The organism is Klenkia terrae (genome assembly GCF_900491935.1).
Lineage (GTDB): Bacteria > Actinomycetota > Actinomycetes > Mycobacteriales > Geodermatophilaceae > Klenkia > Klenkia terrae.
In genome coordinates this window covers 3238234-3263848 of record NZ_UEXK01000004.1, presented here as the reverse complement: position 1 = coordinate 3263848, position 25615 = coordinate 3238234, and the positions used below count along the sequence as shown (strand labels likewise).

Below are 25615 nucleotides of genomic sequence, written 5' to 3'. Positions count from 1 at the left end.
CCGGCCACGGAGCCTCCGTGGCCGCGCGCGCACCCGGGAGGGGTCTCGAAGGGCTAGCGCGCGCGCGGGCGGGTGCGGGGCCGCGACTGGCTGTACTGGCGGTCGTGGGCCGCCGTGGGTGAGGCGGGGTAGAGATGTCGAGCATGGCGGCGGGCGTGGGACGGGACACGGGGCGGCCCACGACGGCCAGTGGAGGCAGGCGCGGACCGGCGACCGCGAGCGCGCGCAGGAGCACGTCGAGACCCTTGCGGGGTTCGAGCGTGGCCACGGTGACCAGGTGACCGTCGGTGAGCCCGAGACGTCGCACCCGTTCGGCCGCGTCGGCCGGGCGTCCGACGCTGTGGCTGGGTGCCGCACCGGCCACCACCACCGGGACCCGGACGTCGAGGTGGCGCACGAGGTCGTCGGCCACCGCCCTGGTCGGGACCACCAGCGCGTCGGCGTGTCGGGCGGCCCGCTCGGCCATGCCCCGGTGCCAGCGGACACCCCGGGGCGTCAACGTCTCCGGGTGCGTCCACGGGACGGTGTCGTGGACGGTCACCACGAGCCCGGCCCGCCGGCTGCGGGGCGGGGCCAGGAGCGTGGGCGCGTGGACCAGGTCGACACCCCGCGGACGGAGCGGGACCCCCGCCTGCCAGGCAGCCGTCAGCCCCCGGGAGGGCAACGGCAGCCGGTGGGTGGCCGGCGCCCCGGCGAGTCGGGGCACCCAGGCGCGCCGGTGCCAAGCCGACCAGCCCTGAACCTGCGCCCCCTCCGGCGCGGTGCGCACCAGCCCGGCGACCACCTCTGCGGTGTACCGGCCCGTCCCCCCCGGCACCCGCGCGGACAGTTGTTCCACCACGACCGCGATGCGCATCCGGCGAGCCTACGGAGACCCCGGGGTGACTACCGTCCAGCAGCGATGACTGCCGACGCGAGCGCCCCCGTCCCACCGGCCGACGTCACCGTCGTCGTCGTGACGTGGCAGGGGGCGCACCTGCTGACCGCATGCCTGGATTCCCTGCGGCGCCAGACGGTCGGACACCGGGTCATCGTGGTCGACAACGCCTCGACCGACGGCACGGTCGAGCTGCTGGCCGCCAGGGACGACGTCCAGGTGGTCCGCTGCACCGAGAACACCGGTTTCGCTGGCGGCGTCCAGGCCGGCCTGGACCAGGTGCGCACCGGCTTCGCAGCACTGCTGAACAACGACGCCGTCGCCGAGCCGGACTGGCTGGCCGCGCTCCTGGCGGCCGCGCAGCGCCGCCCCGACGCTGCAGCGATCACGTCCCTGCTGCTGCTGGCCGGCACCCAACCACCGGTGGTCAACAACGCGGGTGTGATCGTGCTCGACAGCTGGTACGGAGCCGACCGGGCCGCGGGTGCCGACCCCGCGAGCGTCGCTGAACCCGCGGAGGTCTTCGGGTTCAGCGGCGGGGCGGCCCTGCTGCGCACCCACGCCGTCCGCGCGGTGGGCGGTTTCGACCCTCGGTACTTCCTCTACTACGAGGACACCGAGCTCGCGTGGCGGCTCCGGGAGGCCGGGTGGACGGTCTGGTTCGAGCCCACCGCCGTCGTCGTGCACCAGCACGCCGCAAGCACGGACCCCCGTTCCCGCCTGTTCGCCCACGTGACGGAGCGCAACCGGCTCTGGATGCTGTGGCGCCATGCGCCGGTCCCCGTTGCCGTCGGCGTCACCGTGCGCTTCGTGGTCACGACCCTGTCCCTGGTCGTGCGCCCGGCGCCGGCCGTCGACGGTGCCCGGCCGTGGAACCTGCGACCGGGCGTGCGCTGGTCGGTGCTCCGGGACGCAGTCGGAGGGCTGCCCCGTTGCGTGCGCGGGCGTCCCACCGGCCGGTCCGTGGACCCGCGCCGATGGCGATGACCCCGACCACCGGCGCCCTGCAGCGGTGCGCCGGTTCGACGGCCCGGTCGGACTCCGGTGCTAGCGTGGCGAGGATGGTCGAGCCGCCGAGACCTGTCCAGGACGTGTCGTGAGCACGACGACCGGCAGAGTCGCCGACGTCGCCGGGGCCGACCCCTCGAACAGACAGGTGGAGCACTCAGGATGACGCAGTCCCTGCGCCAGGTGTGGCAGTACCGGGGCCTCATCGGAAACTTCGCCAACCGGGAGATCAAGGGCAAGTACAAGGGCAGCTTGCTCGGCGGCGCCTGGGCCTTGATCAACCCGCTCGCCACACTGGCCACCTACAGCCTGGTCTTCGGTTTCATCCTGAGGTTCCCGACGCCTACGGCGGGAAACGGCTCGCTGACCAGCTTCCCGGTCTACCTGTTCACGGCCCTGGTCGTCTGGAACTTCTTCTACGCGGTCACGACCAGCGGGATGGGTGCGCTGGTCGGCGCGGGGCCGTTGCTCCGCAAGATCCACTTCCCGCCGTACGCGCCGGTCTTCGGGTCCGCACTCGCGGTGCTGAACCAGACGGCGATCGAGTTCGGTCTGCTGTTCGTGGTCTACCTGGTGGTGCTCAACCTCAGCTGGACGATCCTCATGGTGCCCGTCCTGCTGCTGCTCCTGTCGGCATTCGCCCTGGGGCTGGGTCTGTTGCTCAGCATCGCCAACGCCCGGTTCCGCGACGTCAACTACATCGTGACCGTGGTCCTGGGGCTGCTCTTCTACGCCTCGCCGATCATCTACCCGATCACCCTGGTCACAGACATGTACGCGGCCCATCCCTGGCTGCAGGTGTACGAGTACAACCCGATCACCTCCTTCGTCGAGGCCTTCCGCGACGTGCTCTGGCACCTCCGGTTCCCGGGGCTGGGGCGACTGGCCTACCTCACCGTCGTCAGCCTGGGCGTCCTGGCACTGGGGTGGACGGTCTTCCAACGCAAGTCCGCCGACGTGAGTGAGGAACTGTGAGCGTCTTCCCCACCGGGGCCGCCCCCGACGTCTCCCCCTCCCCCGCGGTCACGGCGATCGCAGTGCGGGACGTGACCAAGAAGTTCCGCCTGCACAACGACAAGAAGACCAACGTCAAGGAGCTCTTCAGCGCCCGCCAGCGAATCAGCAGGCACGACGACTTCTGGGCGCTCAAGGGCGTGTCCCTGGACATCCCCGCAGGCCGGACGTTCGGGCTGATCGGGCACAACGGCTCCGGCAAGTCGACGCTGCTCAAGCTGGTGGCCGGCATCCACCGGCCCACGTCGGGGACGATCACCTCCAGCGGCCGGGTCTCGGCGATGCTGGAGCTGGGGGCGGGCTTCCACCCGGAGATGTCCGGGCGCGACAACATCTACCTCAACGGCTCGATCCTGGGCATGACGCGTCGCCAGATCGACGCCGCCATGGAAGAGATCATCGAGTTCAGCGGGCTCGGGGAATTCATCGACACCCCCGTGAAGGTGTACAGCTCGGGGATGTACGTCCGGCTCGGCTTCGCCATCGCGGTCAACCTCGATCCGGAGATCCTCATCATCGACGAGGTCATCGCCGTCGGGGACGAGGCCTTCCAGCGACGGTGCTTCGACCACCTGTACGAGCTCCGGCGCAAGGGCGTGACCATCGTGCTGGTCACCCACTCGCTGTCCCTCGTCGCCGACCTGTGCGACGAGGCCGCCTGGCTCGACGGCGGCACGTTGCGCGCCGTCGGCCCGGCGCGCGAGATCGTCGACCAGTACCTGTCCACTGTCAACGAACGCGAGGCAGCGGCCGACACCGCCTCGGCCGCGAGCTCGTCGACACCGGGTACCAGCACACCGCCCGACGACGACATCGTCGGCAAGACGGCGCGACGGGGCTCGGGCGAGGTCCGGGTGACCGGGGTGCGCTACCTGGACGCCGACGGCGGGGAGCGGAAGTTCCTCAGCACCGGCCGGGCCTGCACGGTGCGGATCGACTACGAGGCCACCAGCGACCTGTCCGACGTCACCTTCGGACTGGCTTTCGTGCACGAGTCCGGGGTCCAGGCCGCCGGCCCCAACTCCGGCTACGGGCCCGACGCCTTCCCGGTGCCGGCCGGACGGGGCAGCGTCGACTACTCCTTGGACACCCTCCCCCTGCAGCCCGGTGAGTACCTGCTCAGCGTGGCCGCCGTCGACAAGGGGCACATGTACGACTACGTGGACCGCGCTTTCGTGCTCAAGGTCCGCGCCGACGACGTCGTCACCGAGCCGGGGCTCGTGCGGATGCCCGGAACGTGGCGTCACGACCCCGCACCCAGCGCCGGCCTCTGACCCCCCGCCCCCCGCCCCAGGAGACGCACGTGCTGAACGAAGAAACCCTCAAGGCCATCCTGCTGGCGCTGGCCCGGCGGTCCGACGACGACGTCGAGAGGGCCATCAGCGAGAGCGCGGTGCTCGACCAGGCGGAGCGGGCGCGCCTCCGGACGGCGCTGGACAGCGCAGCCGACCCGGCGGGCATGGCTCGCGCGCTCGGTGACGCTGTTCGGGAGGCCACCGGTCTCGACTTCCTCGCCAATGAGTGCTACCGCGCGGCGTTCTACCTGGGCGATGGACTCCCGGCGCTGCGGTCGGACCCGTTGTTCGGTTTCTTCTCCAGCAAGCGCACCGGCCGCGTGCTGGACAAGTGGGTGCACTACTTCCCCATCTACACCGAGCACTTCTCCCGCTTCCGCGGGCGCCCCGTGCGCATCCTGGAGATCGGCGTGTACCGCGGCGGGTCCCTGGACATGTGGCGCTGGTTCTTCGGGCCGGACGCCATCCTCGTCGGCGCAGACATCGACGAGCGCGCCCGGGAGGTGTCCGCACCCGACCACCTGGTCGAGATCGGTGACCAGACGGACCCGGAGTTCCTCCGGTCGCTGGCCGAGCGGCACGGCCCCTTCGACATCGTCATCGACGACGGCGGGCACACGATGGAGCAGCAGATCGTGACTGCTGAGACGCTCTTCCCGCTGATCGCCGACGGCGGGGTCCTCCTCACCGAGGACTGCCACACCTCCTACTGGGACAGCTACCAGGGTGGGGTGGGCCGCGCGGGGACGTTCATCGAGTGGTGCAAGGCGAAGATCGACGCCGTCAACGGCTACCACCACGACACCACCGTCGACCGGGTGTGGACCGACACGGTGGACAGCATCGCCTTCTACGACTCCGTGGTCGTGGTGAAGAAGCAGCAGCGCTTCGCCCCGTTCGCCGAGCAGGTCGGGCACGCCGAGTTCCTGCTGCTGCCCCGCTTCTCCGCCCAGCACGTCATCGAGCTCACCGCCCGCCGCGACGCCGCCGTGGCCCAGCGGGACGACTTGCTGCGCCAGCGCGAGGAGGACCGCCGGTCGGCCGAGGCGCGTGAGGCGCAGCTGGAGTCCGACCTGGCGGCGGCTCGCGCGGACACCGACACGCTCCGCAGGCTCCCGGGCGCCTCGGCAGCGGCCGGGGTCATCCGGCGGATCAGCGCCCGTCGTCGGACCGACTAGCCCGCGGGCTGATCCGCCGGGTCAGCCCCGCCGGAGCTGCCGGCGCACCCGGTCGGCGACGCGGCGGACCACCAGGCCAGCGCCGCCCTCGTCGAGGGCAGCGCGCAGCCGCGCGCCCGCAGATCCCCGTCGACTGGGCGAGCGCAGACCCAGCTGGGCGCGCTGCACCGGCCCCAGCACGAGGTCGGGTGCCCGGCGGGGTCGCGCGCAGAAGTCAGCCAGGGGCGCGGCGACCCGGTCCCAGGCGAAGGTCTCGGCGAGTCCGGCGGCTGCGACACCGGCCACGGACCGGGCCTCCGCCGAGGACGCGAGCCCGACCAGGACCTCGCGGAGGGCGCCGACGTCCTCGGCGGGGACACTCTTCCCGGCCCCGTGGGCGACGACGACCTCGGCCAGCTCGTCGCCGGACGTCGTCACCACGGGCAGGCCGCACCAGAGGTAGTCCAGCACTCGGGTGCGGAAGGCGAATTCGGTCTCCAGGTGGTCGTGGTGGGTGCTGACGGCGATGTCGGCCGCACGCAGCCAGACGTCCCGCTCCTCGTAGGGCACCCAGCCGTCGTGGAAGAAGACCGCCGTGTCGAGGACACCGAGCTCCTCGGCCGTACGCCGAGCGTCTCCGGCGGCCGACTCGACCCCCTGGACCGGATGCCTCGTGCCCAGGAAGACCAGCCGCAGGGTCGGCACGTCGGCCAGTGCGGCGGCCACGGCGCGCACGAGCGTCTCCGGGTCGAGCCACGGGTAGACCCCGCCACCCCAGACGCACACCACGTCGTCCGGGCCCACCGCGGGGAACGCGCGGGTGAGGACCGTCCGGTCGCGGGGTGCTGGCGACCGACCCGGGGTCCCGAAGGGGACCACCGCGACGAGGCCAGCGAGGTCAGCCCCGAGGTCGTGGACCACCGGATTGACCCGGCCGAGGGCGGCGAGGTGGCCGATCCACAGCGCCCGCTGCCGCCCGGACGCGCAGAGCACGAAATCGGCCCGGGCGAGCTGGGTGTTGAGGGAGGTGACGCAGTCCCGGACCACGGCCCAACGGTGCGCCGGCACCTCGCCCCGGGTCCGTTCCAGCTGTTCGAGGTGGAAGGGGTCGTAGACGTCCACGACCACCGGGACGTCGGTCTCGACCAGCCAAGGGTGGAGCCCCAGCACATCACCCTGCACGACGACCGATCCGACCCCGTCCACGAGCCGCCGGAGGTGCGGGACATCCGTGACGGCGACGACCTGCACGCCCGGGTCGAGGAGCCGGGCGTCCCCGAGCGAGGCCACGGTGACCGGTCCGGGACGGCCGTCGCGGTGGAGCGCACGAGCGAGCTCCAGGGAGCGGATGGCCGGCCCGGCCATCCGCTCCCCGAGCGACTCCGCGGTGACGACCAGGACTCCAGTGCCACCGAGGCGGGTCATCCGCGCGCGCCCTTGCCCTCCGGGTCGCAGAGGTAGTCGTAGATCCCGGCGAGTGCCGGGTCCCACTTGCCGTGCCGAGCCGCGATGTCCTGCAGCCCCTGGGTCGACAGCCGCTCCCGCAGCTCCTGGTCCCGGCACAGACGCTCCAGCTGGTCGGCCAGGTCGTCCGCGGTCCGCTTGGCCAGCAGGCTGTTCTCCTCGTGCTCGAGGATCCAGTGCCCCCACGGGTTGTCGAAGGCCACGACCGGCACGCCGCAGGCCATCAACTCCAACGGCAGGTACGACGGGTGCTTGGACACCGTGAGCGCCAGCCCGACGTCGCTGTTCCGGTACAGCTCACCGGTGGCGCGGTAGGGGAGCAGCCCCAGGGGCTTGATGTCCTCATCGGCCCCTTGGCCCGCGGCCCAGGCACCGGCGGTCACGATCCGGACCCCGTCGCCCATCCGGCGCTTGAGCTCCTCGAGGGCGAGGGATGCCATCTCCCAGCAGTTCCGCCAGTGCCCCGGCCGGGCGTAGACGAAGACGGTGACGGGCGACCCCGGGGTCCGCTGGTGCCGCCACCGGGCATGGAAGACGGTGTCGTCGACGGCGGGGGCGAAGCTCATGCCGCGGCCGCCGTAGTCCCCGGCGTAGATCTGCCGCAGGTTGTCGGTGTTGCACAACCCGTACAGGCCGAGCTTGTAGGTCTCCTCTGCCAGCGCGTACAGCGTGCTCGCCGGGTAGAACATCGGCTCGAAGTCCTGGATCAGGTAGAACTTGCGACGCATGTTCGGCGCGTGTGCCAGCGCGTACGCCGTCACCCACAGGGTGGCGATGCCCACGTCGGCCTTGGGCACCTTGGCCAGGTCGCCCTGCGATCCGTCGAAGAAGACGATGGTGGAGTCGGCCAGGGAAGGGAAGGCCGCGGCCAGCGCCGACCGCACGAAGTGGTCGGGCGGACTGCCCCAGACGACGAACCGGTTCTCGACGCCGTGGTTGCGCGCGAGCTCGTCCGCGATCCGCAGCGCGGAGTTGATCCCGCCGTAGAACGGGCTGTCGATGTCCGGGATGAACCAGTTGACGGTCCTCACCTGGAACGGCTCGGCGTTCTGCGCGTGCAGGTCCTCCACCGCCCGGACGTCGGAGGGCAGAGCCCGGCACATGTCAGCGAGCATCCGCGACTCGGCGGCGTCGTTGCGCTGCCGGAAGGCGGTGAAGTCCCTGCCCAGCGGCCCGGCCAACCGCTGCCCGGGACTGGGCTCGAAGCGGCTGCGCAGCTGGGGCTCCCGGCTGCTCAGCGACAGGCTGGGGCTCCAGTACGGGTCGCCCCCGAACAGCCAGGTGTTGTACTTCCAGTAGCTGGCGAAGAAGTCCTCGGTGGGCACCGTGGTCCCCCGGGTGGCCGACTCCAGGTGCCGGATCCCCGCGTAGGGGGAGCAGACGTTGCGCTTGCCGTCCAGGTGGGTGTCCAGGCCGAGGGCGACGTCGGAGCCGCACAGCACGAACCGCTCGTCGAAACCGCCGGCGTGGTCGAAGACCTCGCGCCGCACGGCGAGGCAGGCCCCCGTGACAGCCAGCACGTTGCGGTACCAGTCGGTAGGCCCGTAGATGGAGTCGCTGCCCGGGGCCATGCCCTCGAAGACGTGGTCGGCGAACCCGCCCATGCCCAGGACCACACCGGCGTGCTGGATGGCGCCGTCGGGACCGGTGAGCTGGAGCCCCGCGACGCCGACGTCCGGCTGGGTGGCCCACCCGACGAGCTCCTGCAGCCAGAGCGGGTCGAGCACCTCGGTGTCGTCGTTGAGGAAGACCAGCACCTCCCCGTTGCTGGTGCGGACCGCGGCGTTGTTGACGGCCGAGTAGTTGAAGGGCTGCTCGTGCCACCACAGCACCTCGGTCGGGAAGCCGTCCTCGCGGGCGGCGTACCACGCCTCGTTCTCCGGGGTCTGGCCGCCGTTGTCCACGATGACCACCTCGAAAGCGGGGTAGTCCGTCCGCGCCAGCGACGGCAGACAGGTCGACAGCATCGGGCGGTTGTGCCGCGTCGGGATGACGATGCTGACCGAGGGCCACTCCTGCGGGGTCCAGCGCAGGCGCACCCGGCTCGGCCCGGCGGACTCCGCGCGCGCGGCCACGCCGTTGCGGTCCAGGTGCTGCTGGACGGCGTGCACGGCGTCGAGGGCGGGCAGGACCGGCCGGGCCGGCACGCTGCTGAGGACCCGGGTGACACGGGTGACGCGCTCGGCCTCGCAGTCCGAACGGAGGAGGAGGTCCCAGTGCAGAGCCTGTCCGGCCTCGACGCGCAGGCCGCCGGCGGCGAGGAAGCGCGCCCGGCGGATGGCGAAGGCCCGGCCTACGTACGGTGCGCCGAGCAGCATCTCGGGAGACCAGGACGGACGGAAGAGCGGCTGGGCCGGCCGGCCCTCCGTGAGCACGTCGTCGTCCCAGGTGACGATGTCGACCAGGGGGTCACGGTGCGCTGCCGCGGCCACCTGGTACAGGCAGTCCGGGCGCAGACGGTCCCCGGCCTCCAGCAGGACCACCAGGTCAGCTGAGCCGTGCTGCACGTGGGTGTTGACGCTGTCGACGACCACGCCCCCGGCATCCACGACCTGCCCCGAGACGGGGGCGGTCGACGCCGCGCTGAGGTCCGGCCGACAGACGACCGCCGTCCAGTGAGCCCAGCTCTGAGCGCGCAGCGAGTCAAGAGTGCTGTCGACGGTCCCCTGGCCCGGGAGAATCACCACCTGCACCGTGACGGGGCAGGCTGCGGCAGCAGAGGACTCGCGCTGGGCGTCGGACTGCTCCCCAGTCACCTCGTGGTCCTTCAACCAGGTTCGGTAGGTTGGCGCAGAAGGCTCAGCAAGGCCGGGTGCAGTCCACAGCGACCGGATCGTGGAAGCGGTGTTGAGCAGCTCGCGGTAGGTCGACAGGCCCGCCTTCGCGGCCAGCCGCTGTCGACTGCCCTCGGGCAGACGTTGCTTCACGGTCTCCCGCACCCGGGCACGAAGCCGTGGCCGGGGGCCTGGCGGTGCCACCGGAGCGGGCTCGGGCAAGCCGTTAGCAGTCGCCTGGGGCGGGGTCGCGTCGACGCCCTCCCCCGGGACCGGGGTGGCGGACTCCGTACCCTCGGTACTGCCTTCGGTGGGGGAGGTCACGATGAACGACTCCTGTGGGGTGGACGGCATATGAGCGGTCGGTCGGACGGGCCCACGCAGAGGGGGCGCCCGACGCCCGGCGACCCAACGTACCGTCCGATGCGGCACGGGTCTGTGGCCCAGGGGTGCCCATGCGCGTGACCCTCGACGCGACCCCTCTGCTGGGACCCAGGACAGGCGTAGGGCGGTACGTCGATGCCCTGCTGCACGACCTGGCGTCCGCGGCGGACGCACCCGACCTCCGCCTGGCCGCCGCGGTGGTCACCGTACGGGGCCAGGCACGACTGGCGGACCTGCTCCCGGACGGGGTGTCCGGCGTGGGCGCCCCGATGCCCGCTCGTCTCCTGCAGAGGGCCTGGGCCAGGTCGGAGCACCCGGCGTTCGACCGGCTCACCGGGCGGACCAACGTGGTGCACGGAACCAATTTCGTCCTGCCGCCTCCTGGCCGTGCCGCCGGGGTGGTCACCGTGCACGACCTGTCCTTCCTGCGGTCCCCGGCCACCGTGACCGCCGCCGCGCGTGCGTACCGGGAGCTGGTGCCCCGCAGCATCCGGCGAGCTGGCGTCGTCCTCACCCCCAGCAGGGCGGTGGCCGACGAGGTCGTCGAGGAGTACCGGCTCCCCGCAGACCGGGTGGTTGTCACTCCCCTGGGGGTAGGCCCGAGCTGGGCTCGCGCCCGGCCCCCAGATGCTGCCGCCCGGGCCCGGCTGGGCCTCCCCGAGCGCTGGTTCGTCGTGGTCGGCAACCTTGAACCCAGGAAGAACCTGCCGCTGTTGCTGTCGGCCTACCGGCAGGTCCTCAGCAGCGACCCCGAGGTCCCTGCGCTCGTCCTGGTGGGACCTCCCGGGTGGGGGCCCGCGCTCGACACCCGCGGTATCCCGGCCGAGAAGGTCGTCTTTACGGGGCACCGGCCCGACCGTGACCTGCAGTCGATCGTCGCCGGGTCCACCGCCTTGCTCTTCCCCACCTCCTACGAGGGGTTCGGACTGCCGCCGTTGGAGGCCTTCGCCTGCGGGGTCCCGGTCGTCGCGAGCGACCTGCCCGTCACCAGGGAGGTGCTGGGCGACACCCCGGGGGCGGCTCGGTTCGTACCGACCGGCGACCGGGACGCCCTGGCGGCCGCCGTCGCCGCGGCGGGCGCTGCAGTTCCCGACGCCCCGGTGGCAGACGCACGCCGTCGGCACGCCGCGGCGTACACGTGGCGGGTGACCGGTGCCGCCACGCTCGAGGCCTATCGCCGGGTGGCCTCCGACTGATCGACCCGGTCCACGGGAGCCGCACCGGTTCCGAGGCCTGTCTGCTCCGGCGGTCGTACCGAGCGCCCCCCAGCCGGGCGATCGGCCTGTGATCCGACCACTCCGACCAGCCCGGCTGCCAAGGAGCAGCACACGACAACGCAGCCCGCGACCAGGAGCCAGGACGGCAGGGGCGGGACCCAACCGGGCTGCGACACGAACCACCACCCACTGACCCCGTGCACGTTCCGGTTGAGAGCCCCCACGAACGCAGCGACGTGGACGACGACGAGACCGGCGCCGAACGCGAGGGCCACCCGACGCATCGAGTGGTCAACTGTCACCCCCAGGTCGACCCGACGCTGACCCCTCTCGTCTGCGAAGAAACCGAGCAGGAGGGGGACTCCGACCGCGATGGGCAGGGTGTAGCGGCCCTGCCAGGCGAAGGCGCTGGACTCGTACTCGCTGAGGTCCAAGACCCCGGGTAGCAGGAGCACCACACCCGCCAGTGCGGCGAGCACCGCGAGCTGCCGACGCCGGGCACCCGACGAGCCGACCAGCAGCAGGGAGCCGAGCAGCAGGGTGAAGACCACGTAGGCGATCCCAGGAGCCGCATTGTCACGCCACCCGAACACCCCGATCATCTCGCGGTACTCGTTGTCGGCCTTCTCTACGGCAGTGATGACTGCCTGCGAGAAGGGCAGGTCGGCGAAGATGGGTACGTCTTGCTGGATCAGCGAGTCCCGGACCAGCACCCAACCAAGGGTCGTCAGGCTGGTGATCCCCACGACCACCGCGCCGACGACGCCGGCGCGCGACGTAACGATCGCACGGAGGGCGGGAGCCGTCGCGAACGCACCGAGCAAGCACGCCACGACGAGAGCAAGCCACAGCAACGACAGGGGTCGGGCGAGGCTGAGGACCGCCGCACCCACCACTACCCGTCGGACCAGGGGGTCGCGCAGGCGCAACTGCCGCCCAGGGTCGGCCCGCAGCGTCACCAACAGGGCGGCCCCCGACGTCCACAGCAGGACCGCAGCTGCAATCTCCGGGGCCTGCGGGTTCACCGCCCCAGCGAAGAAGAAGAGCATCGGGGTGCCGGCCAGGGCCAATCCCAGGCTCGTCCAGGGGGCGCGCCGCCGATCGAGGACCGAACAGGTAGCCGAGGCGAGGAGCGCACCGACGAGGACCGCCGTCAGCAGTCGCATCAGGTAGACGGTCTGGGCGCCGCTGTCGACGAACGTGGCCAACCCTGCGTAGAGGTAGTAAGCCGGTGGGTACCGCCCCGCCGTCGTCACGACTGATGCCTCCCCGTCGACGTCGGGGTAGGCAGCGGCGCACCCTGCCGGGACCTCAGGTTGGAAGGCGTAACAGACCGGGACGGCGCCGGCGGCCGCGAAGTCGGCCGGGACCCGGACTTCGACCCGGTTGCCGTCCCCCGGCTCGAACAATTCACCCCGGACGGCTGCGGCCGAGTAGACGGCGTGCGCGGGTTCGTCAGGCACCCCGTAGAGCGGGGTGGCCACGGCCCAAACACCGCCCAACGCCGACAAGGCGACGAAGAGGACGAGCCACCGCAGCCGTCCGGACAAGGGCATCACACGGCCACGCACGGGAACTCCTGGATGTCGGCTGCTGGACACCGGGCGGCAGCCGGAACGGGCACGCTCGGCCACTCCGGGCCGGACCACCCTCTCACGCGGGGGGCGCCCACCCGCGGCGCACCGCCGTCCCGTCGTCCTCGGTCCAATGGGTGCCGCGGGGGCCGACGTGCTGCCCCCGCGGCACCCGTCGGTCCCGCCGCGACCGGTGCTGGATGTACCGAGTCATCACGTTGGTGCCAGTCGACTGATCGGTGGCGTGCCTCCGAGTGCCGAGTGGCGGCGCTGAGTGTTGAAGTGCTCGAGCAGGCCGCCACGGGCGGAGGTGCGGGCATCGTTGCTGGTCCAGGGCTGTCGCGGGCCCATTCGGTGGCACGGTGCGGTCGAGTCGTTCGACCTTCCCGTTCCGCCAGGGGCAGCGCGGGCGGATGAACTTCTGCTTGGTGCCTAGCTGGGCGCTCAGACTCGCACGCACTCGCGGGAGACACCCATCGCCACCGCGATGTGCGCCAACGGCACCCCGAGGCGGCCCGATGCACGATCAGCAGCCCGCCCAGCGGGGTCGTGCGGGCATTAGCTTGGGACACGAGAACCTCCGAGTGAATGTGTGCCTCAGACAAGCCACACCCCACTCGGAGGTTCTCCTGCGATCAAGAGGCTCAGACGACACCGACGTCCTGGCCGGGTACAGCTAGACGGTGACGGTCCGACAGCCCAGTCGCGGGTTGGTGACACCGGGCCCCACATTGATGGCGAACACGCACACCTCGTGACGACCCGGCACGAGGCTGACCGGCAGTCGGAAGCCGTGCCGCGGACCCGCCTCGGTGAACGCGGCACCCACGTCGGGACGGTCCTCACCCGCGACCGCTCGTCCGAAGCCGCGTCCGTCGACGTACACGTGGACGTCGATGGCGGTCCCCAAGGCGTCGGGATCGATCGCCCAGCCCGACACGACCACGCCCTCCCGGGTCGGAGCCAGGACGTCCGGCCCCCCGGTGGGCTCGGATGCGGCGGCGGGCATGTCGACCCACCGACACCCGACCAGGGTGTTGGCGGTGCCGAAGCCGCTGTTGATCGAGAACGCGCAGACCGAGTGCCGGCCGGCCCCCACGAAGACGGTGCCCTCGTAGCCGTGCCGGTCACCGGATCCTGGGAACACTGCGGCCACGTCGGGGCGCGACCCACCCGCGGTCAGGGTCTTGGCGTACGCGCCGTCGACGAAGACGTGCACCGCGGAGGGGGTCGACGGGGTGTCGACGTCGTAGGCCCAGCCCGTCACCCGCAACTGGGTGCCCGCCACGGACGCGGTCTCCAGGTTGCCCTGGGGGTCCCAGGCCGAGGCCGCCACGTCCACGGTGCGGCAACCCAGGAGCGGGTTGACCGTGCCTGCGGCCTTGTTGATGGCGTAGCCGCAGACCTGGTGCTGTCCCGGTGTCGCGATGGGGACGGTCGCGGAGAAGCCGTGCGCAGCGCCGATCCCGGCGTACCGCGCACCCACGTCGGACCGGGGACGGTCAGCGGGGAAGAGCCCGGAGTACGCGCCGTCGACCCATACGTGCACATCCACGGGAGAGGTGGGCGTATTGGGGTCGAAGGCCCACCCCGTCAGGGTGACGCCTCGGCCGGCGGCCCGGATGTCCTCCATCGCACCGACCGGGTTGTCCCCCAGCTGGGAGGCCGGCGGGGCGGCACTCACCGTGACGATCCGGCAGGTGACCCACACGTCACGGCCGCTCGAGGACGCGTTGAGGAAGTACACGCACACGCGGCGGTTGCCCACGGCCAGCGGCACGCTGGCGGAGAAGCCGTGGTCGGGGCCCGCCTGCGGGTAGGAGGCGGCGACGTCGGCACGCGCCCCGGTCGCGACCAGCGTCGCGGCCCGCGAGCCGTCCACGTCGACGGCCACGGCGATGCCGCCCGGCGGGAAGTCCGGGTCGAAGACCCAGCCGGACAGGACGAGCTGGTTGCCGTTGAGGCCCATGACCTCGAGGCTGCCGACGGGGCTCCCGCCGGGAGCCGGCGTCCTGGCCGCGACGAGGTCGCGGATCTGTCCCATCCGGTCGTAGGCGTACTGCCCGGGGCAAGTCGTGCTGCCGACGTCCCGGTGGGCGAAGATCGTGGGAAGCGTGACCACGGCGCCGGCGGCGTAGCGCGAGGTGCCGCCGCCTCCCGACGTCAGCTGGGTGTAGCCGTTGGGGTTCACGCCGTACATGGCCAACTTCCAGGCGATGACCTGCGCGATGGACTCGAGCATCGCGGCAGGGGTGTCGACCTCGGCGTAGTTGCCCAGCATGGAGACACCGAAGGTGCCGGTGTTGAACCCACCGGCGTGGGCGCCGACGACGGTCGAGCTCAGACCGCCGTAGCGACCCTCGAAGATGCGGCCGTACTTGTCGACGATGACGTTGTAGCCGATGTCCCCCCAGCCTCGGGTCTGGGTGTGGAAGGCGTAGATCGACCGCATCATCGCCGGCACCTGCGCGGCCGTGTAGTTGTTCCCGTCCGCCGTGTGGTGGATCGTGGCGGCCTTGATGGTCGGGGCGTACTCGGGATCCCACGTCCTGATCGACTCGTCGGCACCCCACTGCGCGCGGGTCACGATGTCGGGCATGAAGGTGGCGGCACCCGCCTGGTCCTGCGGAGCCGGGGCTCTCGGGAGCGTGTCAGCGGCGCTGGTGCCAGGGTCGATCAGGGTCAGCCGCACATCCTCGGGGACCGTCCCCTCGGCGGACTGCACGATCGCCTCGACCCCGTTCGAGTCACCGGTCCAGTAGGGCGCCGTGCCGCCGCGGACATCGTTGCCGGTGGTCTCCGGGGACTCCGTCTGCTCGATGTCGTCTGCCTCCAGGGTCGTCCACGACCCCCACGACCCGGACACGGACCTGACCCGGATCTGCACCGACACGTCGGTGACCGCCTCCGAGAGAGCCCAGGTCACACCGACCGCTGAGAAGTCGTCCGTGGAGGGCCGAGAGACCGTCAACGCCGGCACACCCGGGAGCTCCTCGCCCGAGCTCACGGCCTCCTCGTCGGGCGCGGAGGGCGCCGGGGGCGAAGCCGTCGTCTCAGCCGGCGCCGCGGTCTCGTTCGGGTCTCCGGGGCTGGTCGACCCAGCCGGGGTTTCCACGGCCTCCGGGGCTGACGTGACCTCCGCCGGAGCCGAGGGCGACTCCGGCGGCGGGGTGGTCTCGGGTGACGCCTCAGTCGGGGTGCTGCCGGGGAGGACCGTGGCCTCGGACTCGCTCACGCCACCGGGCTGGACCTCACCGTCGGTGCTGACGATCGCGTCCGGGGCCGGGTCGATCACCGAGCCGAGGGAAACCTCGTCGATCGAGGGCTCCACGGGGTGTACGCCGGCGGTCGGAGCGGCGTAGACCGGGAGCACGAGGAAGGTCCCCGTCAGGACGAGGAAGGCGATCAGGCCCCCGATGATGCGGCGCACGAGTGGGTCCTCCGTTGGGCGACGAGCAGCGACCCACCTGCGGATGGTGAGCCTGTTCCGACTGCTACATCGACACCCGTGAGGCCGACCTTGAGCGCTGCACCTCCGACAACGGCCCGATCAGCCGCCCGGCAACCGCGGCGGGCCCCCTTCCCCGACGTCAGTCCTTGAAGCCCACCGACATGGCGCAGGCGAGGGCGGTCCGCCAGTCCTGCCGTTCCGGCAGGCCCGCAGCGTCCCAGTCGGACCCGTCCAGCACGGAGTACGCCGGGCGCGGCGCGGGACGGACGAAGTCCGCCGACGACGTCCTCAAGACTCGTGCGGGATCGGCTCCGAGCTCCTCGAAGACGGCCCGGGCCAAGCCGTGCCAACTGACTGCGCCGGTGTTCGTGTAGTGCAGGACCGGAGCGACCGGCCCCTCGGCCACACCCAGCCCGACCAGGCCTGCGGCCAGGTCCGCCGACCAGGTCGGCGAGCCGACCTGGTCATCCACCACGGAGATCGTCTCGCGCTGCGCCTGCAGGTTGGTCATCGTCCGCACGAAGTTGCCACCGTGCCGGCCGTAGACCCACGCCGTCCGGACGATCGACGAGTCGCCGTCCACCTCCTGGACGGCACGCTCCCCCGCCGCCTTCGTCCGCCCGTAGGCCGACCGGGGGGCCACAGGCGCATCCACCGGGTAGGGGATGTCGGCGTCGCCGCCGAAGACGTAGTCGGTCGACACGTGAACCAGGCGGCCGCGCCCGTCGAGCTCCTGGGCCATCCAGCCGGGCGCCCGACCGTTGACCACCAGGGCGGTCTCCTCGTCGGCCTCCGCGGCGTCGACCGCGGTGTAGGCCGCCGCGTTGACGAGGACCCGCCGGTCCACGTCCGCAGACGAGGCGATCCACGCGCGGACCACGGACCTGACCGACGACTCGTCCGTCAGGTCCATCTCCTGCCGGCCGACGGCGGTGACGGCGTCGCCGGTCCGGTTCGACAGGACGTCCAGCAGGTCGTGCCCGAGCTGGCCCCGGGCGCCGGTCACCAACCAGGCGGTTCTCACGAGCGCGCCGTCGCGGCCGAGGCCTTCAGCGGCTCCCACCACGACCGGTTGTCCCGGTACCACTGCACGGTGAGCGCGAGGCCGTCCTCGAACGTCATGCGGGGGGCGTAGCCCAGCGCGCCGGTCTTGGAGTAGTCGACCGAGTAGCGCAGGTCGTGCCCGCCGCCACGCGGGTCGACGATCTCCTGGACGAAGCTCCAGTCCCGACCGGTCGCCTCCAGCAGCTTCTCCGTGAGCTCACGGTTGGACAGCTCCCGACCGCCACCGATGTTGTAGTACTCCCCGGGCTGGCCCTTCTCCACGACCAGTTGGATCCCCCGGCAGTGGTCGTCGACGAACAGCCAGTCCCGGACGTTGGCGCCCTCGCCGTAGAGCGGGACCTTCTGCCCGTCGAGCAGGTTGGTCACGAACAGCGGGATGACCTTCTCCGGGAAGTGGTACGGCCCGTAGTTGTTGCTGCAGCGGGTGATCGAGATGTTGAGCCCGTAGGTCTTGGCGTAGGCCCGGGCGATCAGGTCGCTGCCGGCCTTCGCGGCCGAGTAGGGCGAGTTGGGCTCCAGGATGTGGTCCTCGACCCAGGAGCCCTCGTCGATGGAGCCGTACACCTCGTCGGTCGAGACGTGCACGACCCGGCCGACGCCGTGCCGCAGCGAGGCCTCGAAGACCTGCTGGGCGCCGAGCACGTTGGTCAGCACGAACTCCGCGGCGCCGGTGATCGACCGGTCGACGTGGGACTCGGCGGCGAAGTTGACGACGACGTCGTGACCGGGCAGGGCCGCGTCCAGGTCGGCCGGCACGCAGATGTCGCCCTGGACGAACCGGTAGCGCGGGTTGTCGGCGACCGGGGCGAGGTTGGCCAGGTTCCCGGCGTAGGTGAGCTTGTCGAAGACGGTGACCTCGGCGTCCTCGTACCCGGGGTAACCCCCGGAGAGCATGGTCCGGACGTAGTGGGAGCCGATGAAGCCGGCGCCGCCGGTGACCAGGATGCGCATCGAGTCGGTGTCCTTCGCAGTGGGTGGTCGGAGCAGACGATCGGGTCCGCAGTCTTCCAGAGACCGGGGCGCAACCTCGTCCTCCCCGGTCCTCGACGTATCGTCAGGCCTCGACTCCGCGCGCCGGACGACCCCGGTGCGGCACCACGGCGCACCGGCACGACGTGAGGACACCCGTGAGCAGATCCGACGACAACCTCCGCCCGCTGCCCCCGCGGCTCGACCCGCGCGCCGGGCGGGCGTCCCGTCATGCCGCCGCCGAGCCGGCCGGCCGGCCGCGGTCGGGAGCCCGGACCGGCACCAGCCGCGCGGCCGTCGGGGCCCGCCTGGTGGCCGGGTTGGTCGCCGCGGTCCTCCTGGGCACCAGCGGCTGGGGCTGGTACCTGGGCCGGGTGGTGGAGGCCAGCGTGAACCGCACAGACGCCATCCCCGCAGACGGCAACGAGGACGGCGCCGGCGTCGACGGCGAGGCGATGAACCTGCTGCTAGTCGGCAACGACAGCCGCGCCAGCGCCACCGATGAGCAGCTGGCCGAGCTCGGCACCGAGGCCAACGAGGGCACCAACACCGACACGATGATCCTGGTGCACATCCCGGCCAACGGGGCCAAGGCCTCCTTCGTCTCGTTCCCCCGCGACTCCTACGTCGAGATCCCGGGCCACGGCCAGGACAAGCTCAACGCCGCCTACGCCTACGGCATGGCCGACGCCCCCGCCGGCGCGACGGACGCCCAGACCCAGGCGGCCGGGGCCCAGCTGCTCATCCAGACGATCAGCCAACTCACCGGGCTGGCCATCGACCACTACGCCGAGGTCGACCTGCTCGGCTTCTTCAACCTGTCCTCGGTGATCGGCGGGGTCGACGTCAACCTGTGCAACGCGGTGCAGGACGACTTCTCCGGCGTCGACCTGCCGGCCGGCGTCTCCACCATCGAGGGCACCCAGGCCCTGGCCTTCGTCCGGCAGCGGCACGGCCTGCCGCGCGGCGACTTCGACCGGATCATCCGGCAGCAGTACTTCATCGCCGCCATGATCCGGAAGATGCTGTCGGAGAACGTGCTGCTCGACCTCGGCAAGCAGCGCGAGCTGGTGCAGGCGGCGGCCGACTCGCTGACCGTCGACCAGACCCTCGACCTGTTCGACCTGGCCGCCCAGATGCAGTCGGTCAGCGCCGGGAGCATCGACTTCCAGACCATCCCCTACGTCGGCGACAGCGAGGACGACGCCGGCCGGTACATCCTGCAGCTGCAGGACGAGGACACCCTGCACACCTTCTTCGCGAACCTGTCCGCCGACGCCGCCGCGCCGACCGAGGCCCCGGTGAGCGAGGCCCCGGTCGAGACCGTGGACCCAGCCGACGTCTCGGTGGCGGTCTTCAACGGTTCCGGGGTCGGCGGGGTCGCCGGGACCGCCGCCGACGACCTGACCGCCGCCGGGTTCACCATCGCGAGCACCGGCAACGCCGACTCTGCCGCCTACACGGCGACGGAGATCCGCTACGCCGCCGGTGACGAAGCGCTCGCCGCGACCCTGGCCGGCCAGATCCCCGGGGCCACCACGGCCCAGGTGGACGACGTCACAGCGGGCACGGTCCAGCTGGTCATCGGCTCGGACTTCAACGGCATCGGCGCTGCTCTCTCGACCCCGGCCGCCGCGACGTCCGAGGCGACCGTCCAGGGCGAGGACCCGCGCACCGCCGACGACACCGGGTGCATCAACTGATGCCGGTCCCCGCCGACCTGCTCGCCGCGGTCGTCCGCCGCGACGGTGCCGCGCCGCTGATCACCCACTACGACGACGCGACCGGCGAGCGGGTCGAGCTGTCCGGTGCCACCACGGCGAACTGGGTGGCCAAGACGGCCAACCTGCTGCAGGACGAGTTCGACATCGGGCCCGGCAGCCGGGTGGCCCCGGCCCTCCCGGTGCACTGGCAGACCGCCGCCGTCCTGCTGGCCGTGTGGTCCTGCGGGGCCGCCGTCGTCGACACCGCGGCGGAGGACGACGGCCACCTGGCCGACGTCGACCTCGTGCTCGCCGAGCAGGGCCGGCTGGCCGCGATCGAGGAGCAGGGCGCCGCCGAGCTCGTCGGGTTGTCGCTGCACCCGCTCGGCCTGGGCATGACCGGGTACGCCGGCGAAGCCCGAGACTTCGCCCTCGAGGTCCGTGCCCACGGTGACCACTTCGCGCCCTACGTGCAGCCGGACCCTGCCGCACCGGGTCTCCTGGTCGCCGGGCTCGAGCTCACCCTCGGCGGCCTGGTCGACTCCGCCGTCGCGCTCGCCGACCGGCTCGGGATGGTGGCCGGCGACCGGGTGCTCGTCGACGAGCGCACCGCCACCGAGGCCGGCCCCGTGGCCTGGTTGCTGGCCCCGCTCGCCGCGGGCGCCTCCCTCGTGCTGTGCCGCAACCCGGTTTCCGCCCAGTTGCAGCACCGGGCGGAGACCGAAGGGGTCACCGCTACCCTCGGCCTCAGGCTCGACGGGATCCGCGAGCTGGGCCGCCCCGCCGCGAGCTGATCCGCCCAGCCACTCGATGGATGGTGGTCGCTGCATGGACAAGGTCGTCGCCAGTGCTGCGGAGGCGGTGGCCGACATCGGCTCCGGCTCGTCGTTGGCCGTGGGCGGGTTCGGTCTCTGCGGGGTGCCGATCAAGCTGATCGACGCCCTGCTCGAGCAGGGCGCGGACCGGCTGACCACGATCAGCAACAACTGCGGGGTCGACGACGCCGCCCTGGGCGTGCTGCTCTACGCCGGTCGGATCACCCGCACGATCTCCTCGTTCGTCGGGGGGAACAAGGAGCTGGCCCGGCTGTACCTGTCCGGCCAGCTGGACGTGGAGCTGACCCCGCAGGGCACGCTGGCCGAGCGGCTGCGCGCCGGCGGCTGCGGCATCCCCGCCTTCTACACCCCGACCGGGGTGGGCACGATGGTCGCCGACGGCGGCATCCCGGTGCGCTACGACGCCGACGGCGACGTCGTCGAGACGTCGAAGCCCAAGGAGATCCGCGAGTTCGACGGCGTCCAGTACGTGCTGGAGACCGCGCTGACCGCCGACTTCGGGCTCGTCCGCGCCGCCGTGGGCGACCGGCACGGCAACCTCGTCTTCCACTCCTCCGCCCAGAACTTCAACCCCCTCGCCGGGATGGCGGGGAAGGTGACCATCGCCGAGGTCGAGGAGCTGGTCGAACCCGGGGAGATCCCGCCCGGGTCCATCCACCTGCCGGGGGTCTTCGTGCAGCGCGTCGTCGAGGTCGGCCCCGAGGGCAAGGACATCGAGAAGCGCACCACCCGCCCCCGCCCCACCACCGGACAGGAGAACTGACGTGGCCCTCACCCGCGACCAGCTCGCCGCCCGCGTCGCCCTGGACCTGGCGGACGGCTCCTACGTCAACCTCGGCATCGGCATGCCCACCCTGGTGCCCAACTTCATCCCCGACGGCGTGCACGTGGTGCTGCAGTCCGAGAACGGCGTCCTCGGCGTCGGCCCCTACCCCTTCGAGGGCGACGAGGACCCCGACCTGATCAACGCCGGCAAGGAGACCGTCACCCTGCAGCCCGGCGCGAGCTTCTTCGACTCCGCGCTGTCGTTCGGGATGATCCGCGGCAAGCACATCGACGTCGCCGTCCTCGGTGCCATGCAGGTCAACCCGCGCGGAGACCTGGCCAACTGGCTCATCCCCGGCAAGATGGTGAACGGCATGGGCGGGGCGATGGACCTCGTCCACGGCGCACGCCGGGTCATCCTGATGATGGAGCACGTCGCCCGCGACGGGTCGCCCAAGCTCGTGCAGGAGTGCACCCTGCCCCTGACCGGCAAGGGCTGCGTCGACCGGGTCATCACCGACCTGGCCGTCGTCGACGTCACCGACGGCGGCTTCGTGCTCCGGGAGACCGCACCCGGGGTCACCGCCGACGAGGTCGTCGCGGCCACCGGCGCGCCGCTGACCGTCGCCGACGACGTGCGGGAGATGCAGCTCCCCCTGAGCGCCTGAGGCGGCTGCGGGGCCGTCCGGTGGACGGCCCCGCGGCGCTCAGCGCAGGATGTTGCGCGCGATCACCATCCGCTGGATCTGGTTGGTGCCCTCGTAGATCTGGGTGATCTTCGCGTCGCGCATCATCCGCTCGACCGGGAAGTCCTGGGTGTACCCGGCCCCGCCGAACAGCTGGACGGCGTCGGTGGTCACCTGCATCGCGACGTCGGAGGCGAACGCCTTGGACGACGCCGACACCATGGTCAGGTCCGGCCCGCCGGTCTCCCCGCGCGCAGCGGCGACGTACACCAGGTGCCGGGCGGCCTCGATCTTCATGGCCATGTCGGCGAGCATGAACTGCACGCCCTGGAAGTCCGAGGTGCTCTTCCCGAACTGCTTGCGGTCCTTCGTGTAGGCGATCGCTGCGTCCAGAGCGCCCTGCGCTACGCCGACGGCCTGCGCGCCGATGGTCGGCCGGGTGAAGTCCAGCGTCTTGAGCGCGGTCTTGAACCCGGTACCGGGCTCGCCGATGATCCGGTCGGCCGGGATCGTGCAGTCGGTGAAGTGCAGCTCGCAGGTCGGTGATCCCTTGATCCCCATCTTGCGCTCCTTGGCGCCCACCTCGAAGCCGGGGTCGTCGCGGTGCACGACGAAGGCGGAGATGCCGTTGGCGCCCTTGTCCGGGTCGGTGACGGCCATGACCGTGTACCACTCGCTGACCCCGGCGTTCGTGATCCAGGCCTTGGCGCCGTTGAGCACCCAGGTGTCGCCCTCCAGGCGCGCCCGGGTCTTCATGGCCGCGGCGTCGGAGCCGGCCTCCCGCTCGGACAGGCCGTAGCTGATCATCGCGTCACCGGCGGCGATCGAGGGCAGCACCTTCTGCTTGAGCTCCTCGGAAGCCGACAGGATCACCGGGACCGAACCCAGCTTGTTCACCGCGGGGATCAGCGAGGCGCTGACGTCGACCCGGGCGACCTCCTCGATCACGATGCAGGTCGCGATCGCGTCGGCACCCTCGCCGCCGTACTGCTCCTCGATGTGGGTGGCGTGGAAACCCGCCGCCGTGAGCGCCTTCTGCGCCTCGATCGGGTACCGGGAGTCCGCGTCGCACTCAGCGGCCCACGGGGCGATCTCGCGCTCGGCGATGTCACGGACCGCCTCCCGGATCGCCTGGTGCTCCTCGGTCAGCGCGTACAGCCCGCCGGCGTTGTTACCCACGGGTACAGATTAGGCCGCCGTCACTCCGCGGGGGAAGACAACCGCTGCTGCAGCTGCGCGTCGCGGGCCACCACGGAGTCTGCGAGGTCGGCCTGGAACTGCTCGACCCGCGCCCGCAGGACGTCGTCCGAGGCCGCCAGGATCCGGACGGCGAGCAGGCCGGCGTTGCGGCCACCGCCGATGGACACCGTCGCCACGGGGACGCCGGCCGGCATCTGCACGATGGAGAGCAGGCTGTCCATGCCGTCGAGCTGGCCGAGCGCGCGGGGGACGCCGATGACCGGCAGCGGCGTGGCCGCGGCGACCATGCCGGGGAGGTGGGCCGCTCCCCCGGCGCCGGCGACGACCACCCGCAGTCCTCGACCCGCGGCCCCCTCGGCCCACTCGAGCATGCGCCGCGGCGTGCGGTGCGCGGAGAGGACGTGCGCTTCCCAGCCGATCCCGAACTCGTCGAGGGCTGCGGCCGCCGGCTCCATGGTGGGCCAGTCGGAGTCGCTGCCCATGACGATGCCGACCAGAGGGGTGGTCATGCCGGGTGCTCCTCAGTGCTCGTCGGGGAACGTGAAGGCCGGGTCGACGACGCCGTCGGCCAGGTAGCGGGCCGCGGCGACTGCCCGGGCGCGGACCTCACCGACCTCGTCGCCCAGCGCGGTCACGTGGCCGAGCTTGCGGCCGCGCCGCTGACCCTTGCCGTACCAGTGCAGCTTCACGTCGGGCCAGTGCGCCATGAAGTGGTGGATGCGCTCGTCCAGCCCAGGCCCGGACCAGTCCTCGGCCGCGGCATCCCCGCCGAGCACGTTGGCCATGACGACCACGGGGGCCGTCATCGCCGTCGAACCGAGCGGGTAGTCCAGAACCGCGCGCAGGTGCTGCTCGAACTGGCTGGTCACCGCCCCCTCGATCGACCAGTGCCCGGAGTTGTGCGGGCGCATGGCCAGCTCGTTGACCAGGACGCCGTCCTCGGTCTGGAACAGCTCCACGGCCAGCATCCCGACCACGCCGAGCCGGTCGGCGATCCGGATCGCCAACTCCTGTGCCGCCGTCGCGAGGTCGTCGGCCAGCCCGGGCGCCGGGACGAGCGCCTCGTTGCAGACGCCGTCGCGCTGCACGGTCTCCACGACCGGGTACACGGCCACCTGGCCGAACGGGGAGCGGGCGACCTGCGCGGCGAGCTCGCGGACCATCACCACCCGCTCCTCGGCCAACAGGGTGCCGTGCCGTTCGACCAGCTCGACCGCGGTGCTCGCATCGGGGACGACGAACACCCCCCGGCCGTCGTATCCGCCCCGCGGGGTCTTCAGCACGACCGGCCAGCCGTGGACAGCGGCGAAGGCAGCGACGTCAGCACCGGAGTCGACCTGCGCCCACGCCGGCTGCGGCTCGCCCGCCGCCGCGAGCGCCCGGCGGAGCACCAGCTTGTCCTGGGCGTGGACGAGCGCCCCGGGGCCCGGCGCCACCCGGTGCCCGGCGGCCTCCAGCGCATGCAGGTGGTCGATGGGCACGTGCTCGTGGTCGAACGTGACGACGGTTGCGCCGTCGGCGAAGGCGACCAGGTCCTCGAGGCTGGTGTGCTGCCCGATCCGGACATCACCCGCGACGAGCGCGGCCGACTCCGCCCGGTCGGCGGCGAGCACCCGCAGTGACTGGCCCAGGGCGATGGCTGCCTGGTGGGTCATCCGCGACAGCTGACCGCCCCCCACCATCGCGACCACCGGCACGGAGGTTGGGGCATCTACGGGCGGAGACATGGTGCCCAGAGGTTAACCACCGCGGACCAACTCCGGCGCAGGCCGCTGCCCGGTGAGAGCTGACGCATCGGACGGCGAGAGTCGTCAGGTATCGCCCGAGACCATGAATCCGACACTCCAAGCGCGCTCTGTGACGGACCGTCCTCACCACGTAGCGTCGTGTTGCCCTCGAGGGTGTGGCGGTCCACATCCAGGAACCGCCACGCCGAGGTGCCGCTCACGGGGAGAACCAGATGACACGCATGCGCCGACGACGCCTGTCCGTCACGATCGCCGTCCTGGCTCTCGCCCTGGCGGTGGCGACCTGGATCGTCACGACCCGGACGACTCCCGGGTCCGCAGAAGCCAGCCGACGCGGCCCGACCAGTACCTCCAGTGAGCCCTCGGCGATGCCGACCATCGCCCCGACCCCACCGCCGGCCGCCACGACCTCGGGCGTCTACGGGGTC

At 71.9% G+C, this 25615-nt stretch carries 19 protein-coding genes and 1 pseudogene; 9 read left to right on the top strand and 11 right to left on the bottom strand.

All coding sequences use genetic code 11. The annotated features are described in order from the left end of the window. On the bottom strand, positions 1-856 hold an 856-nt coding region (locus LFA75_RS16335; protein WP_225236073.1), incomplete at its 3' end, for a glycosyltransferase. Positions 857-901: 45 nt separating this feature from the next. Between LFA75_RS16335 and LFA75_RS16330 the strand changes: the two genes are divergently transcribed. The 4 genes from LFA75_RS16330 to LFA75_RS16315 all read left to right on the top strand — a co-directional run bounded on the left by LFA75_RS16330 (position 902) and on the right by LFA75_RS16315 (position 5372). Continuing rightward, positions 902-1864, top strand: a complete 963-nt coding sequence (locus tag LFA75_RS16330; protein ID WP_225234667.1) for a glycosyltransferase family 2 protein — start codon at positions 902-904, stop codon at positions 1862-1864. A 183-nt stretch (positions 1865-2047) separates the two neighbouring features. Further along, positions 2048-2860, top strand: coding sequence for an ABC transporter permease (locus tag LFA75_RS16325; protein WP_225234666.1), 813 nt, complete (start codon positions 2048-2050; stop codon positions 2858-2860). Next, on the top strand, positions 2857-4173 hold the full coding sequence (locus tag LFA75_RS16320; protein ID WP_225234665.1) for an ABC transporter ATP-binding protein: 1317 nt from the start codon (positions 2857-2859) through the stop codon (positions 4171-4173). Before LFA75_RS16325 ends, LFA75_RS16320 begins: the two co-directional genes overlap by 4 nt. Before the next feature lie 29 nt (positions 4174-4202). Next, positions 4203-5372 (top strand): class I SAM-dependent methyltransferase, encoded by a 1170-nt coding sequence (locus LFA75_RS16315; RefSeq protein ID WP_225234664.1) that lies wholly within the window; start codon positions 4203-4205, stop codon positions 5370-5372. Between the two features lie 21 nt (positions 5373-5393). Here LFA75_RS16315 and LFA75_RS16310 read toward each other — a convergent pair whose 3' ends face one another. Both LFA75_RS16310 and LFA75_RS16305 read right to left on the bottom strand, forming a co-directional pair. Next, positions 5394-6776 (bottom strand): glycosyltransferase, encoded by a 1383-nt coding sequence (locus tag LFA75_RS16310; protein ID WP_225234663.1) that lies wholly within the window; start codon positions 6774-6776, stop codon positions 5394-5396. Next, positions 6773-9349, bottom strand: a complete 2577-nt coding sequence (locus LFA75_RS16305) for a rhamnosyltransferase WsaF family glycosyltransferase (RefSeq protein ID WP_225234662.1) — start codon at positions 9347-9349, stop codon at positions 6773-6775. Before LFA75_RS16305 ends, LFA75_RS16310 begins: the two co-directional genes overlap by 4 nt. A 701-nt stretch (positions 9350-10050) precedes the next feature. On the opposite strand from LFA75_RS16305, the gene LFA75_RS16300 reads away from it, so the two are divergent. After that, positions 10051-11169, top strand: coding sequence for a glycosyltransferase family 4 protein (locus LFA75_RS16300; protein WP_225234661.1), 1119 nt, complete (start codon positions 10051-10053; stop codon positions 11167-11169). Here the strand turns inward: LFA75_RS16300 and LFA75_RS16295 are convergent. The 5 genes and pseudogenes from LFA75_RS16295 to rfbB form a co-directional block, all read right to left on the bottom strand. Next, positions 11145-12746, bottom strand: a complete 1602-nt coding sequence (locus tag LFA75_RS16295) for a DUF2142 domain-containing protein (RefSeq protein WP_225236072.1) — start codon at positions 12744-12746, stop codon at positions 11145-11147. The genes LFA75_RS16300 and LFA75_RS16295 overlap by 25 nt on opposite strands. Positions 12747-12977: 231 nt before the next feature. Further along, positions 12978-13191 (bottom strand): annotated as a pseudogene (locus tag LFA75_RS16290) (integrase core domain-containing protein); the annotation flags it as partial. Between the two features lie 249 nt (positions 13192-13440). Next, on the bottom strand, positions 13441-15630 hold the full coding sequence (locus LFA75_RS16285) for a peptidoglycan recognition protein family protein (RefSeq protein WP_225234660.1): 2190 nt from the start codon (positions 15628-15630) through the stop codon (positions 13441-13443). Positions 15631-16354: 724 nt separating this feature from the next. Then, the gene (gene rfbD / locus LFA75_RS16280; RefSeq protein WP_225234659.1) at positions 16355-17221 is read right to left on the bottom strand and encodes a dTDP-4-dehydrorhamnose reductase; all 867 of its coding nucleotides are present in this window, start codon (positions 17219-17221) and stop codon (positions 16355-16357) included. Between the two features lie 14 nt (positions 17222-17235). Continuing rightward, the gene (gene rfbB, locus LFA75_RS16275) at positions 17236-18231 is read right to left on the bottom strand and encodes a dTDP-glucose 4,6-dehydratase (protein WP_225234658.1); all 996 of its coding nucleotides are present in this window, start codon (positions 18229-18231) and stop codon (positions 17236-17238) included. 176 nt (positions 18232-18407) lie between these two features. Here rfbB and LFA75_RS16270 point away from each other — a divergent pair, with 176 nt between their 5' ends. From LFA75_RS16270 to LFA75_RS16255, 4 genes are read left to right on the top strand one after another with little or no spacing between them, the layout of a single operon-like run. Then, on the top strand, positions 18408-19952 hold the full coding sequence (locus LFA75_RS16270) for an LCP family protein (RefSeq protein ID WP_225234657.1): 1545 nt from the start codon (positions 18408-18410) through the stop codon (positions 19950-19952). Continuing rightward, positions 19952-20746, top strand: coding sequence for a TIGR03089 family protein (locus LFA75_RS16265; RefSeq protein ID WP_225234656.1), 795 nt, complete (start codon positions 19952-19954; stop codon positions 20744-20746). Before LFA75_RS16270 ends, LFA75_RS16265 begins: the two co-directional genes overlap by 1 nt. A gap of 34 nt (positions 20747-20780) precedes the next feature. Then, positions 20781-21551 (top strand): CoA transferase subunit A, encoded by a 771-nt coding sequence (locus tag LFA75_RS16260; protein ID WP_225234655.1) that lies wholly within the window; start codon positions 20781-20783, stop codon positions 21549-21551. A gap of 1 nt (position 21552) precedes the next feature. Further along, complete coding sequence (locus LFA75_RS16255; protein ID WP_225234654.1) at positions 21553-22221, top strand: CoA transferase subunit B; 669 nt, start codon at positions 21553-21555, stop codon at positions 22219-22221. 39 nt (positions 22222-22260) lie between these two features. Here LFA75_RS16255 and LFA75_RS16250 read toward each other — a convergent pair whose 3' ends face one another. Genes LFA75_RS16250 through LFA75_RS16240 form a run of 3 tightly spaced genes read right to left on the bottom strand, consistent with a single transcriptional unit; the run spans position 22261 to position 25166 of the window. Beyond that, positions 22261-23418 carry an acyl-CoA dehydrogenase family protein gene (locus LFA75_RS16250; RefSeq protein WP_225234653.1) on the bottom strand — a complete coding sequence of 386 codons (1158 nt, stop codon included), beginning with the start codon at positions 23416-23418 and terminating at the stop codon, positions 22261-22263. Positions 23419-23438: 20 nt separating this feature from the next. Then, positions 23439-23948: a 5-(carboxyamino)imidazole ribonucleotide mutase gene (gene purE, locus LFA75_RS16245; protein WP_225234652.1), complete on the bottom strand. Its 510-nt coding sequence runs from the start codon at positions 23946-23948 to the stop codon at positions 23439-23441. Positions 23949-23960: 12 nt separating this feature from the next. Continuing rightward, the gene (locus LFA75_RS16240; protein WP_225234651.1) at positions 23961-25166 is read right to left on the bottom strand and encodes a 5-(carboxyamino)imidazole ribonucleotide synthase; all 1206 of its coding nucleotides are present in this window, start codon (positions 25164-25166) and stop codon (positions 23961-23963) included. Between the last annotated feature and the right edge of the window lie 449 nt (positions 25167-25615).

Coding starts and splice junctions, on each gene's coding strand:
- LFA75_RS16260 (WP_225234655.1), top strand. CDS start 20,781: ATGGACAAGGTCGTCGCCAGTGCTGCGGAGGCGGTGGCCGACATCGGC.
- purE (WP_225234652.1), bottom strand. CDS start 23,948: ATGACCACCCCTCTGGTCGGCATCGTCATGGGCAGCGACTCCGACTGG.
- LFA75_RS16330 (WP_225234667.1), top strand. CDS start 902: ATGACTGCCGACGCGAGCGCCCCCGTCCCACCGGCCGACGTCACCGTC.
- LFA75_RS16310 (WP_225234663.1), bottom strand. CDS start 6,776: ATGACCCGCCTCGGTGGCACTGGAGTCCTGGTCGTCACCGCGGAGTCG.
- LFA75_RS16240 (WP_225234651.1), bottom strand. CDS start 25,166: ATGTCTCCGCCCGTAGATGCCCCAACCTCCGTGCCGGTGGTCGCGATG.
- rfbB (WP_225234658.1), bottom strand. CDS start 18,231: ATGCGCATCCTGGTCACCGGCGGCGCCGGCTTCATCGGCTCCCACTAC.
- LFA75_RS16325 (WP_225234666.1), top strand. CDS start 2,048: ATGACGCAGTCCCTGCGCCAGGTGTGGCAGTACCGGGGCCTCATCGGA.
- LFA75_RS16265 (WP_225234656.1), top strand. CDS start 19,952: ATGCCGGTCCCCGCCGACCTGCTCGCCGCGGTCGTCCGCCGCGACGGT.
- LFA75_RS16295 (WP_225236072.1), bottom strand. CDS start 12,746: ATGCCCTTGTCCGGACGGCTGCGGTGGCTCGTCCTCTTCGTCGCCTTG.